18 protein-coding genes are annotated in these 16177 nt (G+C 32.4%); 14 read left to right on the top strand and 4 right to left on the bottom strand.

Features of this window, described 5'->3' with window-relative positions; genetic code table 11:
• The first annotated feature begins 3 nt into the window (after positions 1-3).
• Positions 4-1287: a HAMP domain-containing sensor histidine kinase gene (locus tag Q0975_RS07240; RefSeq protein ID WP_299434841.1), complete on the top strand. Its 1284-nt coding sequence runs from the start codon at positions 4-6 to the stop codon at positions 1285-1287.
• Positions 1288-1365: 78 nt separating this feature from the next.
• On the opposite strand, the gene Q0975_RS07235 is transcribed toward Q0975_RS07240, so the two are convergent.
• Both Q0975_RS07235 and Q0975_RS07230 read right to left on the bottom strand, forming a co-directional pair.
• Complete coding sequence (locus Q0975_RS07235) at positions 1366-3003, bottom strand: 4Fe-4S dicluster domain-containing protein (RefSeq protein WP_299434839.1); 1638 nt, start codon at positions 3001-3003, stop codon at positions 1366-1368.
• Positions 3004-3006: 3 nt separating this feature from the next.
• Positions 3007-4308 carry an FAD/NAD(P)-binding oxidoreductase gene (locus tag Q0975_RS07230; protein ID WP_299434837.1) on the bottom strand — a complete coding sequence of 434 codons (1302 nt, stop codon included), beginning with the start codon at positions 4306-4308 and terminating at the stop codon, positions 3007-3009.
• A gap of 322 nt (positions 4309-4630) precedes the next feature.
• Here Q0975_RS07230 and Q0975_RS07225 point away from each other — a divergent pair, with 322 nt between their 5' ends.
• The 13 genes from Q0975_RS07225 to Q0975_RS07165 all read left to right on the top strand — a co-directional run bounded on the left by Q0975_RS07225 (position 4631) and on the right by Q0975_RS07165 (position 15097).
• Complete coding sequence (locus Q0975_RS07225) at positions 4631-5341, top strand: DUF547 domain-containing protein (RefSeq protein ID WP_299434835.1); 711 nt, start codon at positions 4631-4633, stop codon at positions 5339-5341.
• A gap of 66 nt (positions 5342-5407) precedes the next feature.
• Positions 5408-6343 (top strand): hypothetical protein, encoded by a 936-nt coding sequence (locus Q0975_RS07220; RefSeq protein ID WP_299434833.1) that lies wholly within the window; start codon positions 5408-5410, stop codon positions 6341-6343.
• Between the two features lie 49 nt (positions 6344-6392).
• Positions 6393-7391, top strand: a complete 999-nt coding sequence (locus Q0975_RS07215; protein ID WP_299434831.1) for a glycoside hydrolase — start codon at positions 6393-6395, stop codon at positions 7389-7391.
• Positions 7392-7449: 58 nt separating this feature from the next.
• Complete coding sequence (locus Q0975_RS07210; RefSeq protein WP_299434828.1) at positions 7450-8661, top strand: POTRA domain-containing protein; 1212 nt, start codon at positions 7450-7452, stop codon at positions 8659-8661.
• A 94-nt stretch (positions 8662-8755) separates the two neighbouring features.
• Positions 8756-9316, top strand: coding sequence for a TetR/AcrR family transcriptional regulator (locus Q0975_RS07205; protein ID WP_299434827.1), 561 nt, complete (start codon positions 8756-8758; stop codon positions 9314-9316).
• 53 nt (positions 9317-9369) lie between these two features.
• On the top strand, positions 9370-9780 hold the full coding sequence (locus Q0975_RS07200; protein WP_299434825.1) for a nuclear transport factor 2 family protein: 411 nt from the start codon (positions 9370-9372) through the stop codon (positions 9778-9780).
• A gap of 17 nt (positions 9781-9797) precedes the next feature.
• Positions 9798-10763 carry an alpha/beta hydrolase gene (locus Q0975_RS07195; RefSeq protein ID WP_299434823.1) on the top strand — a complete coding sequence of 322 codons (966 nt, stop codon included), beginning with the start codon at positions 9798-9800 and terminating at the stop codon, positions 10761-10763.
• Between the two features lie 225 nt (positions 10764-10988).
• Positions 10989-11399 carry an Rrf2 family transcriptional regulator gene (locus Q0975_RS07190; protein WP_299434821.1) on the top strand — a complete coding sequence of 137 codons (411 nt, stop codon included), beginning with the start codon at positions 10989-10991 and terminating at the stop codon, positions 11397-11399.
• 51 nt (positions 11400-11450) lie between these two features.
• Positions 11451-12296, top strand: coding sequence for an alpha/beta hydrolase (locus Q0975_RS07185; RefSeq protein WP_299434820.1), 846 nt, complete (start codon positions 11451-11453; stop codon positions 12294-12296).
• Positions 12297-12326: 30 nt separating this feature from the next.
• Positions 12327-13205, top strand: a complete 879-nt coding sequence (locus tag Q0975_RS07180; protein ID WP_299434818.1) for an NmrA family NAD(P)-binding protein — start codon at positions 12327-12329, stop codon at positions 13203-13205.
• A 162-nt stretch (positions 13206-13367) separates the two neighbouring features.
• A complete protein-coding gene (locus Q0975_RS07175) occupies positions 13368-14300 on the top strand; it encodes a pyridoxamine 5'-phosphate oxidase family protein (protein WP_299434816.1) in 933 nt (310 codons plus the stop codon).
• 1 nt (position 14301) lies between these two features.
• Positions 14302-14700 carry a DUF4440 domain-containing protein gene (locus tag Q0975_RS07170; protein WP_299434814.1) on the top strand — a complete coding sequence of 133 codons (399 nt, stop codon included), beginning with the start codon at positions 14302-14304 and terminating at the stop codon, positions 14698-14700.
• 10 nt (positions 14701-14710) lie between these two features.
• On the top strand, positions 14711-15097 hold the full coding sequence (locus Q0975_RS07165) for a hypothetical protein (RefSeq protein ID WP_299434812.1): 387 nt from the start codon (positions 14711-14713) through the stop codon (positions 15095-15097).
• 169 nt (positions 15098-15266) lie between these two features.
• Here Q0975_RS07165 and Q0975_RS07160 read toward each other — a convergent pair whose 3' ends face one another.
• Both Q0975_RS07160 and Q0975_RS07155 read right to left on the bottom strand, forming a co-directional pair.
• Positions 15267-15470 (bottom strand): hypothetical protein, encoded by a 204-nt coding sequence (locus Q0975_RS07160; protein WP_299434810.1) that lies wholly within the window; start codon positions 15468-15470, stop codon positions 15267-15269.
• A gap of 99 nt (positions 15471-15569) precedes the next feature.
• Positions 15570-16175, bottom strand: a complete 606-nt coding sequence (locus tag Q0975_RS07155) for an NAD(P)H-dependent oxidoreductase (protein WP_299434808.1) — start codon at positions 16173-16175, stop codon at positions 15570-15572.
• Between the last annotated feature and the right edge of the window lie 2 nt (positions 16176-16177).

The raw sequence follows: 16177 nt of genomic DNA, 5'->3' as shown, positions 1-16177 counted from the left end.
AATATGGATATTAATAGTACATCTAAAAAAATGCCTAGATTCTTTCAATTTGATAAAGTGTTGTTTACTGTAATGTTTATAGCACTTCCTGGAATAATACTGGATGGTATTGTAGAATTTAATGAAGGTGGTTTTAGTTTTTATTTTAAGCGAGGAGTAATTACTTTTTTAATAGTTACTGTAGGATTCTTTTTACAGAAAGCCTCTATCATAAGAAAATCCAGATTACTAACGCTTTCGGTATATGCGATTGTTTTAGGAATGATGTCTTCTTTGTTTTATGGTATTCAAGATCCCAATTTTCAATTTGAACCATTTTTTCTTAAAGTAGAAGTAATTGTGTCATTATTATTTTTTGCGGTAGGGATGTTGGTGCATTTTAGACACATTATTTTTTTACTGGCAATTAATTTTATTTTTATAGCGCTGTGTATGTTTTTCTATCCAAATTTTCCTATCGAGAAATTTGGATTCTATGGAGTAATCGTCAGTGGTGGTGGTCTAATGGCATACTTTTGTCAGCGGATGTTGGTACAACTATCTAGAAAAGTAAAGGAAGCTAATAGATTGATAAGTATCAAGAATGAGGAACTTAAAGAAATGAATCAATCAAAAGATGATCTGTTTAGAATAATAGGACATGATCTTAGAACACCTTTCTATCAGTTAAGATCCCTTATTGATATGGTGGATGAGGTTGACAATGATCAAGAACGAGATCAGATAAAAGACATGATAAAAGAGGCTGCTAATAAAGGAAATAATTTGTTAGAAGACTTATTAGAATGGGGTAATATTTATAAAAAACAATCACAGATTCTATTAGAAACAAAAGAGATATCTGTTATAGTAGATAAAGTTTTTGCATTTTCTGATTTAAAAAGAAAGAAGAAAGAGATTAGTTTAATCAATAAATTACCTAAAGATCTTAAGGTTACTATAAACCCTGCAATGATGGAAACGGTAATGAGAAACTTGATTGCAAATGCGATAAAGTTCTCTCATCGAGGATCTAATATTATTGTGAAATCAGAAAAAATTGGAGGGCAAATAAGAATAGCAATAGAGGATAATGGTATAGGAATGCAAAACGATTACCTCTATGATCTTTTTACAGAAGAAAAAAATAGTTCTACAGCCGGAACTGAGAATGAAAGAGGAACCGGATTTGGTCTTAGTATTGCAAAGAAATTGGTAGAAAAACAAAATGGAATTCTAGAAATAGAAAGCGAATATAATAAAGGCACAACGATTAACTTATATTTCCCACATGGAATGAGTGCTTGATCTAGCGATCTAATCGTTATAAATAATAAAAAAAACAGCCAATCAGGCTGTTTTTTTATTATTCAATCTTTTTGATATTTATTTGTTGTTTACAAAATCCATTAGATCTACATCATTTCCTAATAAAATCTCATTAGAATTGATTCTTCCGTCTAAACTATCGTTTTCTAGTTTTAATACACCTCTAGGACATACAGCGGAACATATACCACATCCTACACAACTCGATCTTACAATGTTTTCACCTTTTTGAGCATAAGCACGCACATCGATACCTTGCTCGCAATATGTAGAGCAATTACCACAGGAGATGCATTGACCTCCATTAGTAGTAATTCTAAATTTAGAAAATAACTTTTGTTGTATTCCCATAATACCTGCCATTGGGCATCCCATACGACACCATACACGGTTTCCTAGAATTGGATAAAAACCAGTTCCAATAACTCCAGAGAAGATAGATCCAATACCAAAACCATAAAATGTTCTTAAGGCACTATCAGCAGCATAGCTTTTATCGTTTAAACCAAAAGAGAAGTATTTCGCTTGAATCTGTATTTGACTTAAATCAACAAAAGAAATTAATACAAGAAAGGCTATGGTGAGAATAAAGAAACCAATAGCTCCTTTAATAGCACTGTTGTTAAGTTGATCTCTTTTAAAATATAAAATACCAGTAAATAACAATGTTAAAAATGCACCTACACTAATCAGAAATACATTTTTAGTAAACCAATATTTGGTAGCATCATACCCTAGGAAAGTAGAGATCGTAGCTACGGTCATAATTACAGAAAACACTAATACGATATTTATCATCCATCGTTCAAGTTTCCAAGCGTTCATGCTCTTATCTGACAAATGGCGGAAAGAATCTCCAGCCGTCTCAGCTAGTCCTCCACAACCGCAAACCCAAGAACAATACCATCTTTTTCCGTACTTATAAGTAAGCCACGGAGAAATTACAAATACCATTAATACTGCAAGGATTAAAAAGAATAGTCCTATGTTTTGTGCATTGATGAATTGATCTACTCGCCATTGTTCAAAAGCATAATAGTTAAGAGGCCACATAAGCTTCAAATCATTATATGGTAATGAAAAACTATCAGAGTTTAAACGCGCCATTAATTCTGGTATTACAAATGCAAATGCCGTTTGAAAAAACATAACGCTTACTGTACGTAATTGTTCATAACGATTGTGTTTGTACTTCATTAAGAACTTTACTCCAAATCCAAGAATAGCAACTGTATAAAGTGTTCCATATACAAACCATTGGCTGGCGGGATTGCCACTAAGTAAACGACTTAAAGGATCAAATAATCCCACTAATCCAGTATTTGTTCCGTCTACTCCTTGACCTAAACCTAATAGTTCTGCAAAAAAATATAAAACAATATAAAAACCAGTAAGTGCTATTCCTGCCATCCAAGCTAGTACTCCTCTTGATGACATAGAATTAAACCAAACCGCATCGTTTTTTATTCCTTCTAATTTTTTATCATAAGTTCCTTTTGAAAAAATAATAATACCTATTGTTAAGGCGGATAAGGATAGTGTAAGCCACAATCCTTTGTTAGGTAAGTTTAAATTAAAAGATGCTAATAATAATACCAGTAATCCTGATATCCCTATAAGAACACCAATTTTTTGAATTGTGTTGAGGCTTTTAGGAGGTTGTCCTGTTAATGCCATATTTCTTTCTACTGCCATGGTTTATGCGTTTATTGTTTGTTGCTTTTGAAAAGCATTTAAAATATCTTTTTCGAAATGTTTAAAAAACTCTGGATCAAAATTGGCTTCTAACAGATGTTTCATGACAAAATCCACATCTTTTTTCTCTGTAAGCCATTTGTTAAATACTTCATGACGCATTCGTATTCCAAAAGTATTTATACCAAGAAATCCTCGGGTTTCTTTATGGTAAGATACAGTAACACATTTTGTGTCATCCTTATGTATCCAATGAAATTGTTCTTCATATTCTTTGGGTTTACCAAATACCCATCCATAGGTTTGATACTCTATATCAAGAAACTTAGCACTATTAAACCAATGTCCAGGTTTATATTCGATTTTATTACCGCAGATAGTCTGCGCAACCGTTTCACCCATCATTCTGCCTGTATACCATACAGCTTCGATAGGTCTGCGGTTTCCTATAGCTTCATGTTGTTCCGCACAATCACCAATCGCATAAATATTAGGAATGTTTGTTTCTAGAAAACGATTCACTTTTACACCTCTTCCTAATTCAATCCCAGAATCTTTTAAGAAACTAACATTTGGTGATACACCAGCAGTTAAACCTACAACATCACAATCAATTACTTCTCCAGTTTCCTGAATTACTGCGGCTTTTACCTTTCCGTTATCATCAGCAATGATTTCCTTTAGATTCATCCCTAAACGAAGATCAATATGGTGATTCTTGATATGTCTATTGATCATCCCACTTTCTCCTGCAGGAAGAACGCCATTCCAGAAACTATCTTCTCTAACTAAAAAAGTAACAGGGATGCCTCTAGAGTGCAGCATTTCTGCTAATTCTATTCCTATTAGTCCTCCTCCAACAATTACCGCTCTTTTACAAACTTTATTTGTAGGAGCGTACTTTTCAAGATTTTCAAGATCTTGTTTGTGATACATTCCCATTACACCATCCAGATCCTGACCAGGCCATCCGAACTTGTTTGGTTTGGAACCTGTGGCGATAATAAGTTTGTCATATTGTAGATTTTTTCCACTATCGAAAATTAATTGACTTTTTTGGTGATCTATTTTAGAAACAAACCCCTTTTTTAATTCAATTCGATTTTTTTCCCAAAACCAATTTTCATAAGGTTGCGTGTGTTCAAATTTCATATGCCCCATATAGACGTACATTAAAGCCGTACGAGAAAAGAAATAATCCGTCTCAGCAGAGACAATAGTGATTTTTTTATCGGACATTTTCCTGATATGCCTTGCAGCAGTAACACCAGAAATTCCATTGCCGATAATAACAATATGTTCCATAAAGATTTGTGTTAGTTGAATTCGATTTTTAGCTTAAAAAAATAAAGCTTCGGTCTGTCAGTCGTTCATAAATATAAGAACTTAAAGAGTATTAATAATTTAGAATTAATCTAAAAAGCCAAGTTTTTGTAAGTTTTGATAAGCAATTCGAACGTGGCTTTCTGCTTTAAGAATGAATATATACGCTGTTTAAATAAATTCAAAAAAAATGTAAGTAGCAAATGAACCCTTCGACTCAATGCGAGTTACCGAGGTAAACTTAAAATACTTTAACTCATATTTAAAACGACTTCATTTAGTGAAGTTTTTAAAACATCAAATCATGAAAAAAATACTATTTATACTAACTTTTCTAATGGTTACTGTTGGTTTTTCACAGGATACTACGGACTTTTTTGCGAAGTCTGATGCGTTCTTTAAAAAACATGTATCTAATGGAAGAATAGATTATAAAACAATAAAAAATAATCCTGCTACCTTAGATCAACTATTAGCTATAGCTTCTAAAATCAGTGTTTCTAAAAGTGACACTAAAACGTTTCAGGCGTTTTTTATTAATGCGTATAATCTAGCTGTTATTAAGGGAATTGTAGATAATTATCCAACAAAATCACCTCTAGATATTAAAGGTTTTTTTGACAAAATTAAATATACATTAGGAGGTAAGACAACTACGCTGAATGACCTGGAAAATAAAATACTACGTAAAAATTTTCCAACCGAAGCTCGTTTTCACTTTGCTTTAGTGTGTGCAGGATTAGGATGTCCTCCTATTATTCCGGAAGCATATAAACCATCTATTTTGGAAAAGCAACTACAGCGTCAGACAACAATAGCTTTAAACAATCCTAATTTTATCAAAGTAAAAGGGAAAAAGGTTCAACTTTCTCAAATTTTTGAATGGTACAAAGGTGATTTTACACAAAACGGTTCGGAGATAGATTATGTGAATCAATTCAGAAAAGAAAAAATACCTGCAGGGACAAAAGTATCGTATTACTCGTACAACTGGAGTTTAAATATCATCAAATAAATATAATATCATACAAATAAGGTAACCAATCCTTAAAATGCTTTAATCATATAATTTACTTACATCATGAAATCAACTAAAAATATCATAACTACGCTTTTTCTATGCCTAACAATCACTTTTGGATTTGCTCAGGATGATGATCCTGATGTATCGAATATACAAGAGTTTACACCATCAAAATTATTAAAAAAAGGGCAGTGGGATATTAAATTTTTTAACAGTATTTATACCCAAACAGAACGAACTGACTCAAGATCAAGCTCTGTTACTATAGATAGGCAAACATTTTTCACCAATACTACAGAAATATTTACGGGGATTAGCGAGAATTCACGAATAAATGTTGGAGCAGTTTTTCAAGTTAGATCAAATGCATTAGGAGGTCAAGGAGCTTTAGATGTCTTTAGTTTTGAAGATAATGGTAATGATAGAAGATCTGGATTAACAACAATAGCTCCAGCAATTAGAGTACAACCATTTAGAAGTATAGCTAATTTCTCTTTTACCACATCCTTTATTATTCCAGTATTCGAAGATGCTCCTGATACGGTTAATGATGATGTTTTTTCATTTTTAGATCAGAGAAGTTTTGCTTGGGAAACAAAATTCTTTTTTGACCATACTTTCGGAGGTAATAAATGGCAGGTTTTTACTGAAGTAGATTTTAAATATAATTTTGGAGAAAAGTCAAGTGAAGCAGATGGATCACAAGAAAATGTAAGCGAACGGTTTGCAAATAATAGTTTGTTTTTACCTTTGAGTGCTTTTCTGAGTTACTTTCCAACATCAAAATCAACGGTTTTTATAAATACCCAACAAGCTTTTCTTCTTGACTTAGGAAATGATTTTGCTCAGAATTCTACATCATTAGGTCTTGGAGGAAAATATCAATTGACGGATATTTTAAATTTAGAAGCATCTTTTGGAAAAATTGTTAGAGGGAATAATTTTCAAGGCTTAGGTCAAACATTTAGTATAGGTTTAAGAGCTATATTTTAGGCTATTATAAAATATAAATTGTATTTTCAGCAGCATAAAAAAGTAAAACATGCGAAACCTTTTTATGCTGCTGATTAGCTTATTTTTTTGTAGTTGTTCTGGGCAGAAATCTAAAATTAACGGAATTAGTTTTGTAGCTTCTCCTAAAGAAATTAATGATACTAATATAGACCCTGTAGTTCGTGTAAATGCAAATTGGGCAGCAGTAATGCCTTTTGGCTTTGTGAAGAATTTAAAAGAACCATCTGTCATTTTTAATACAGAAAGACAATGGTGGGGAGAGCGAGCGGATGGAGCGAAACGTACAATTGAGTTACTGAACCAAAAAGGAATTAAAATAATGCTGAAGCCACAGATTTGGGTTTGGCGAGGAGAGTTTACAGGCAATATTTCTATGGATTCTGAAGAAGACTGGAATACTTTTGAAAAATCCTATGAGGATTTCATTATGTTGTATGCCAAGTTAGCTCAGGAGATGAAAGTTCCAATTTTGTGCATAGGCACGGAATTACACACTTTTGTACAAAAGAGACCAGAATATTGGAGTCAGTTAATACAGGATATAAGAGCTGTATATAAAGGAAAATTGACTTATGCAGAAAATTGGGACCAGTTCGCTAATGCTCCTTTTTGGGATCAATTGGATTACATAGGAGTTGACGCATATTTTCCTGTTTCTGATAGTAAGACACCAACTATAGAAGAGATGAAGAAAGGTTGGGAGATTCATAAAAGTAAAATAGTTGCGCTACAAGGAACAATCGGGAAACCGGTTTTGTTTACAGAATATGGATATAGAAGTGTTCATTATACAGGAAAAGAACCTTGGGATTCTAATAGAACGAATGGTAATGTTAATCTAGAAGCTCAAAGTAATGCATTGTCAGCTTTGTACGGAGAGTTTTGGAATGAATCCTGGTTTGCTGGAGGATTTCTTTGGAAATGGTATCATAATCATGACGAAGTTGGAGGAGAAGATAATAATAGATTTACGATACAAAATAAACCATCAGAAAAATTAATACAATCACTTTATAAAGATGATTAAAACCAATTGCCTAGTATTGATTTTATGTAGCTTCCTTCTTTTTTGTACTAAGGGGTTTATGCAAGAATTAAAAATTGTTGACTTAAAAGTACAAGGAAACAAAAAAACTAAAGCATCATTCATCAAGAAAATTGCAAAAGTAAAAGCGGGAAATACATTGGATTCTATTGCTATAGAAGAAGATATTAAGAGGATTAAAAGGTTACCTTCTGTTTCTCATGCATATTATCAGGTATTTAATGCCCAAAATGAAGGCGAATACAATGTTTTTTATACAATAGAAGAGAATTTTACGATTATTCCTAGCGCTAATGTGTATACCACTAATGATGACGAATTTGCTTTTAGAGTTGGAGTATATGAGTTTAATCTTTTTGGTCAGAATATAACATTGGGAGGATTTTATCAAGATGATATATATAGTTCTTTTGGGCTAAATATAAGAGCTCCTTATTTGTTTAGTAGTAAAATAGGACTGGCTTTTAATTATCAGAATCTCACCACTCAGGAACCAGTATTTTTGGATACGGGTACAGCAGATTATAAATACAACAATACATCTTATGAGCTTTTAGGGCTGTATGAATTTAATTTTCAGAATAGAATAGAACTCGGGGTGAATTATTTTAATGAAGATTATACGTACAAAAGAGGAGCAACAGGTCCCGATGTTCCGTTGGATTTTGATGTAAATAAATTACTATATAAGTTGATCTATGAGTATAACAATCTTGATTATGATTTTCAATATGTCTCTGGATTTAGAAGTATAGCTAATTTTCAATATGTGATTAGTACAGAAAATGTACTTCCCGACTTTTTAATTGGTTGGAATGACTTTATGTATTATCATAGAATAGGTAGTAAAGGTAATTGGGCATCTCGACTACGTCTTGGATTGGCAACCAATGATGATTCACCATTTGCGCCATTTGCGGTTGATAACAACTTAAATATCCGAGGAGTTGGTAATACTATTGATAGAGGAACTGGTGTAATCGTGCTTAATACAGAATATAGACACACTTTATATGATAAAGATTGGTTTGTATTACAAAGCAATGTTTTTGTAGATGGAGGTAGCTGGCGAAATCCTGGAGGAGATTTCGGAGATTTTGGGGATACTCAAAATTTTAGAGTATATCCAGGTGTAGGGCTTCGTTTTATGCACAAGCGCATTTTTAATGCGATTTTCAGAATAGATTACGGATATGGAATTACTGAAGATGCTACCAATGGTTTTGTGTTTGGAATCGGACAATATTTTTAGATAATTTCTAAAATAGAAAGCGGAGTGTTAAAAACAAGTTAATTAATTACCGAACGTTTGGTAAAAAACTATTTATCGATATCTTTGTTTTGTTATGAGACCAGTAAAAGTAGAAGATAAACAATTAATGGAAGGCCTTAATCAAGTATTTAGGGCTAAAGGTTATGAAGGAGCCAGTTTAAATGAACTGGCAGAAGGAGCTGGTTTAAAAAAAGCAAGTCTTTATCATCGTTTTCCAGATGGTAAAAAAGGAATTGGTTTAGCGGTATTATCATATTCTTCGGATTGGTTGCATAAGAATCTGTATGAGTTACTGATGGATAAAAAAATTTTGAAAGAGGAAAGGTTGGAAATGGTTTTAACCAGAATAAAGGAACTATACGATGATGGAAAAGAAACCTGTGTGCTAAGATCCTTATCAATGGAATCTGGAATGGAAATTTTTGGAGATCAAATAAAAGAAGAAATGGATAGATGGATAAGAAATTTCACAGAATTTGGATTAGAGTTCGGACTTAACACAGATCAATCCACTAAAATCGCAAAACAAGGTTTAATAAGTATACAAGGAAGTCTTGTGGTATCTAATGCAATGTCTGACAACAGCTTGTTTTTGGATACTTTAGAAGATATAAAGCTTAAGTATAAAGTATAATATTTTTTTACAATAATAATTTACCGAACGTTCGGTAATAATAAATTTTAATAATGGAAAAAAAATTCCCTTTGCCTCCTTTTACAGAAGAAACGGCAAAACAAAAGGTTCAGATGGCAGAAGATGCCTGGAATACTAAAGATCCAATAGCTATATCAAAGGCTTATAGTCTAGAAACTGAATGGCGCAATCGAAATCAATTCATTAATGGACGAGAAGAAGTACAGGAATTTCTCAGAGATAAATGGGAAAAAGAACTCAATTATAGACTTAGAAAAGAATTATGGGCATATCGAGATAATAGGATTGCGGTGCGATTTGAGTATGAATATCGAAACAAAAACAATCAATGGTTCAGGGCATACGGTAATGAAAATTGGGAGTTTGACGAAAATGGATTAATGAAAAAAAGATATGCCAGTATTAACGATTTGGAAATATTAGAGTCAGAAAGAAAATTATAATTTAAATATATATAAAAATGAAAAATCGAACAACAACACGTTTTATATTTATGCTTGTGATTACTTTTACTACGAGCATGTTAGCACATAGTTTAACCTTTAATAAGGATTATGAAGTGGTTATAGAAAACACCATTAAATACAAGAAGATTAATATTAAAGGAGTAGATGTTGCTTACAGGGAGGCAGGTAACCCAAAAAATCCGACGATTGTATTATTACATGGATTTCCTTCTTCGTCTCATCAATATCGCAAAGTATTGAATGCATTATCAGATGAGTTTTACTTGATTGCACCAGATTATCCTGGTTTTGGAAATAGTGATTTTCCATCAGCTGATGTATATGAATATACTTTTGATAATATTGCTAAAACAATAGATGCTTTCTTAGAGAAAAAGAATCTAAGTTCATATACTTTAATGATACAAGATTACGGTGCTCCTATTGGATTTAGAATTGCTACTGCTCATCCAGAAAGAGTTACTGCGATTATCAATCAGAACGGAAATGCTTATGAGGAGGGATTAGGTCCAGCATGGTCTGGTATTAAGGCGCTTTGGAAAGATCGAAACGAACAGACGGAAAAAGCGTTATTACCTGCCTTTTCCTTAAAAGGGCTAAAGTGGCAATATACTCATGGGACAAAAGATAAAGAAAGTGTTAATCCAGATACTTGGCATTTAGATTACCTAAGACTTTCAAGACCTAATGCGCATAAAGTAAACATTGACTTATTTGATGACTATCAAAACAATCTAAAATTATATCCTAAATGGCAACAATACTTGAGAGATAATCAACCTCCATTATTAATTGTATGGGGTAAGAATGATGAGTTTTTTCCCGAAATAGGAGCGGAAGCCTTTAAAAGAGATGTCAAAAAAATTGATTATAACATATATGATACTGGCCACTTTGTGTTAGAAGAATATGGAGATGTCGTAATAGAGAAAATTAGACTATTTATGAAAGGTATATAATTTATAAGTCGCTAAGGAATTATTGAATTAATAATTAATATTATACTTTCGGGAAGTACTTCACTAAATAACTTTAACAGTATTAATAAAAAACAATAATTCCTTTTTAAGTGTCTTGTTCTAAATATTTATAAGTCATCCATAAAAAAGAACAAAAAATTCACCAATCAGTCGATTAAATTATATATATTTGTACTGTAATAAAAAAAATTACAGTAAAACTAAATGGTAAAAAGTAAATTTTCCATATCGCTTCATATAATGACATTGCTGGCTTACTATCCAGGAGATTGGCATTCTTCTGCTAATATAGCCGAGAGTATTAATATAAATCCTGTATTAGTGCGAAAAGAATTAATAGCACTTAAAAGCAATGATTTAGTTGAAAGTAAAGAAGGGAAGAACGGGGGTGTAAGATTAGGGAAATCGGCCAAAAATATTTCGTTGGCAGATATTTTTGAAGCGGTAAAAGGAAGCAGTCATGTACTGAACCTCTCTAACAATGTACCAGATGTGAGTTGTAAAATTGGAGGACAGATTAATGAAAAGTTATTGTTAATGTTTGATGATATAGATAATGCTATCATAGATGTTTTGAAGCTTCAAACTTTAGAAAACTTTAAAAATCAGTTTTGATTTTTTTTGATCAAAACTGTAATAAAAAAAATAACAGTTATAAAATGTGTTATGAATAAAACTATAGAAATTAATGGTCTATCTCTATTTTATAGAGAAGCAGGTCAACAAAACAAAGAAACTATTTTGTTTTTGCACGGAAACCCGACATCGTCTCATATGTACAAAGAGTTGATGAATTTGTTAAAAGATGACTATCATGTTATTGCCCCAGACTACCCTGGTTTTGGGTTTAGTTCAAGACCAGGTATTGATGAATATGAATATTCTTTTGATAACATTAGTCATACAATAAATCAATTCATAGATACCCTGAAACTAAATAATTTTTATTTGTTTGTCCAAGACTATGGAGGTCCAATAGGGTTTCGTATTGCTAATCAACGACCAGAATTAATAAAGGGATTAATTATACAAAATGCCAATACTTATTTAGAAGGATTAGGAGAATGGGCTATTGAAATTGGAGGGTATATCCAAAACAATGATCTAGAAAAAATGAATACTTACAAAAAGCATTTGGTAAGCTTAGCGGGACTTAAGGAACAGTACATAACAGGTGCTAAAGACACTAGTTTAATTGACCCATCATCGTATTATTTGGACTATGCCTTTTTACAACGATCTGGTGTACAAGAATTGTTTCTAACACTTTTTGATAATTATGGAACCAATTTTGAAAAATATGAAGAATGGCAAAATTATCTAAGAACCTATCAACCACCAACACTTGTGGTTTGGGGGACCAATGATAAATTCTTCAATAAACATGGAGGTGAAGCTTATGCAAAAGATTTAAAGGATGTACAACTCCATTTTTTTGATGGAGGTCACTTTATGTTAGAGGAATATAATGCAGATGTAGCATTATTAATAAAAAAATTCATTTCAAAATAAATCAAGTTTAACAATTAAATAAATAGAAAAATGAAAGTATTTGTAATCGGAGCTACAGGGTTCCAAGGAGGTAATATAGCAGGGGCATTATTAAAAGAAGGTCATCAAGTAACTACCCTTAAAAGAGATCCAAATACGGGGATTCCGCCAATGAAAGGAATAGCTGTAGTAAAAGGAGGCCTGGATAGTCAAGAAGCTTTGGCAAAAGCTATGAAAGGTGCTCAGGCAGCTGTTTACTCTTTCCCACTTATTTTTGACATAGAAATTGCAAAAACCTATACCAATAACTTTATAGCGGCTGTAAAGCAAGAAAACGTAGAGTTGATAATTTTTAATACAACTTTTCATTTGCCCAAAGAAGAAACTGGCTTTTTAGCATTGGATATGAAAGTTGCAATGAAGAGGTTATTAGACGCATCTGGTTTAAATGTTATTACACTTGCACCAGATATATATATAGATAATATTTCTGCACCATGGTCAATACCAGTTATTTTGGAAAACAAAATTGTTTCTTATCCAATTGTATCAGATAAAAAACTACCGTGGATCAGTCATTCAGATTTAGCACAATATGTAGTCAAAGCAATTTCTAAACCCGAGTTAGCAGGACAAACACTTCCTATAGGAGGGAATCTTATCTCTGGAAAGGAGATTACAGCGGCCATTTCTTCTCAAATAGAGCAAGACATCAATTTTATACAAGTGCCAGTAGATGAGTTTGAACAACAATTAGTACCTGGATTTGGGGAGTTGGCTGCACGAGAAATTTCCAATTTATATCGGTTTGTAGAACAAAATCATTCTGATTTTGTAACCAAGGATTTCGATAGAACTAATACGCTTTTAGACATACAACCTCAAACACTAAAGGAATGGACGGATTCTGTAAACTGGAGTATATCATAAAGGTTTTGACATTCCGTAAATAAAGAAGATTTGACATGAATAATAAGTGAGCGATTAATTAAAATTCTAATTAATCATACTAAAAGCTTGATAGAATTTATATAGAATCTTCGTTCTAAATTACTTTATAAAACCATAGATGAATACCAAAAACAACTTGTGATGAAAAAAACACATTTCCATGAGGGAGAATTGAATATTCAGAATAAATATAAAATTAAGCACGATCCAAGACTTGCAGAACGTTTACTCAAAGATCACATTATAGATAGATTGGTTCCGTTTATTGAACAACAGTCTACTATAATTGTGAGTACTACGGATGTGGACGGTAATATCTGGACTTCTATGCTTGTAGGTAGTTCAGGGTTTGTAAAAGTTGTTACAAGTAAACAGGTACATATTGATCTAGATCTTTTAAAAAGTACTCCCACAGAGATTCTCTTTAAAAATATTCGACCAGAATCTAAAATAGGACTACTGTTCATTGATACGGCTACAAGATCTAGATACCGCTTAAATGGGAATGCTTCTTTGCTTTCAGATAAGATTGAAATCAACGTATCTGAAGCATATCCCAATTGTCCTAAATATATCCAACAACGTGTGCCCATTTTTTCGGATGAACAAACGAAACTTGGAATTAACGAGGTAACAGGATCAATATTAAAAAACATTCATAAAGAGTGGATAAAAAAAGCAGATACTTTCTTTTTAGGAAGTATGAACGCAGCAGATGATATGGATGCTTCTCATCGTGGTGGGGCAACTGGTTTTATTGAGCTATTGGAGGACAATGTTCTAAAAATTCCAGATTATGTAGGGAATAACATGTTCAATACTTTGGGAAACTTTGTTCAAGTGCCTATGGCCGGTATGTTATTTATAGACTTTGAAAAAGGACACTCCTTACAGCTTACCGGAGTAACAGAACTCATCTTTGATCAAGAAAAAATTCAAGATCAAGAAAAAACAATGGGAACAGGTCGGTATTGGCTTTTTAGACCTCAAAAGTGGATACAAACAGAATTTCATAATAAAATAGATTGGAAACTGATTAGTTTTTCACCTTTCAATCCCCAAATAAATAAATAAAATGAATAAAATTTCAGTAGTAGAAGTTAGAAACGCTCTAGATCAATGGTTAAAAGCATTTAATGATAATGATATAGAAGCATTAATGACTGTGTACGATCCGGAAATCGTTTATGCAAATAGTGCCAAACCGTTAGAAATAGGAATACCTGTAGTTAAAAAAGGCTTTATAGACGGTTTTGTTATTAAACCAAAAGTATTTTTCAAAGAAGAACAGACGATTGCTGTTGATGGTCTTGGCTATATAGCCGGACAGTTTAAAATTACAGGCACAAATCCAGAAGATGACAATGCAATAGAGGAATCTGGACGTGTTGTTGTTGTTTTTAGAAAAAATGCATCGGGACAATGGAAACTGGTGTTTGATATGGATAATCGTCCACCTGATGTAACAATCTAAAATAAGTAATATGACAATGAGAAAAGCAATGCGGCCAAGAGACGTCGCCAACGAGATTAGTGAATGTATAATCGAGGGTAACATTGAAAATATATTGGATTTTTTCCATCCAGATTATGTAATGTCTTTCCCTCCGACAGAATCTCTTAAATCTGGTTTAGACACAATAAGAACGAGTTTTCAACCTTTTATTGATAAAAAAGCAAAACTCTTAAGTAAAGTTACAGGAGAACTGATCAATAGTAATATTGCAGTGTTACAAGCAAATTGGAGTATTATAGACTTAGAAGGAAACAAGATGGGTGAAGGGTCATCCACAGAAGTTCTAAAACAAAGAACAGACGGTTCCTGGCAGTATTATATAGATTGCCCTTTAGGGTTACCTCTTTTGGAATGATTTTTTAGATTTCTTAATATTAAATCAGAGTAAACTAACACTCAAAGGACCGGAAAATATTGACTGTAATTTTTACAACGTTGTGCATTTTGCATAGGAAAAAAATATTAAATAATATTTATAAAATAGAACAAGGATCTAGTTGATAAACTAGATCCTTGTTTCATTATTATTCAAATATACCTGAAATACACATATGCGTTTCTCTTGTTCCTAAACAACAACCATTTGACAAAGGATACCCACCACAAGATTGACATTTTTGAGCATCAACAGGATTAGGGCAAACTCCAAGATTACCTCCATTTACAGACTTTTGTTGGTCTTTGCTAAGAGTTTTAGCGTTTTTTAAATTTAAAATGTTCTTTAACATAATTAAGGTTTTAAGAATAATATTTCCCCAAACATTTAAAGACACTTGAGGTTTGTGTCTATGAAATCCTTAACGTTAAAACGGGGAATTTGTTGCTTTTTATAATTTATTTATGATTCCTGAAACGACTTGTTTTGTATTCTCAAAAATTTCTGGATCCATCGTTGTTCCTTCTAGCGATAAGAATGTAATATCAGTTATCCCGATAAGACCTAAAACCGTTTGTAAATAGGGTTGAACAAAGTCTAAGGCTTTCATTTCTTTCGAGTTATAAACAGCTCCGGCTGAGGTAATGATATATGCTTTTACATTTTCTACCATACCATAAAATTGACTTTCTTTATTTATTCCGAAAGTACTGTTAATTCTAACAATATGATCAATCCAGGCCTTTAGAGCAGAGGGAATACTAAAATTATACATAGGAGTGCTAATTAAAAGTAGATCTGTATCCTTTAACTCTGTAATAAGCTCATCAGATAGTCGAGTAGCATTATTTAATTCATCGTTAAATAGCTCTTTAGAAGTATAAAAACCTTCGATAGTTTTTTGGTGTATATGTGGTATAGGGTTATTTATAATATCTCTTATGATTATAGAACTTTCAGGAGTGTTTTTTTGCCACTGTTCCTGAAATTGATTTGCCATTTTTCTACTATCAGAACTCTCAATTCTGGAACTAGCATCAATTCTAAGTAATTTCATAG

Source organism: uncultured Aquimarina sp. (assembly GCF_947500065.1).
In the GTDB taxonomy this organism is placed as follows: Bacteria; Bacteroidota; Bacteroidia; order Flavobacteriales; family Flavobacteriaceae; genus Aquimarina.
Note: the sequence above shows the minus strand (reverse complement) of the source record. Positions and strands in the feature narration are given on the sequence as shown.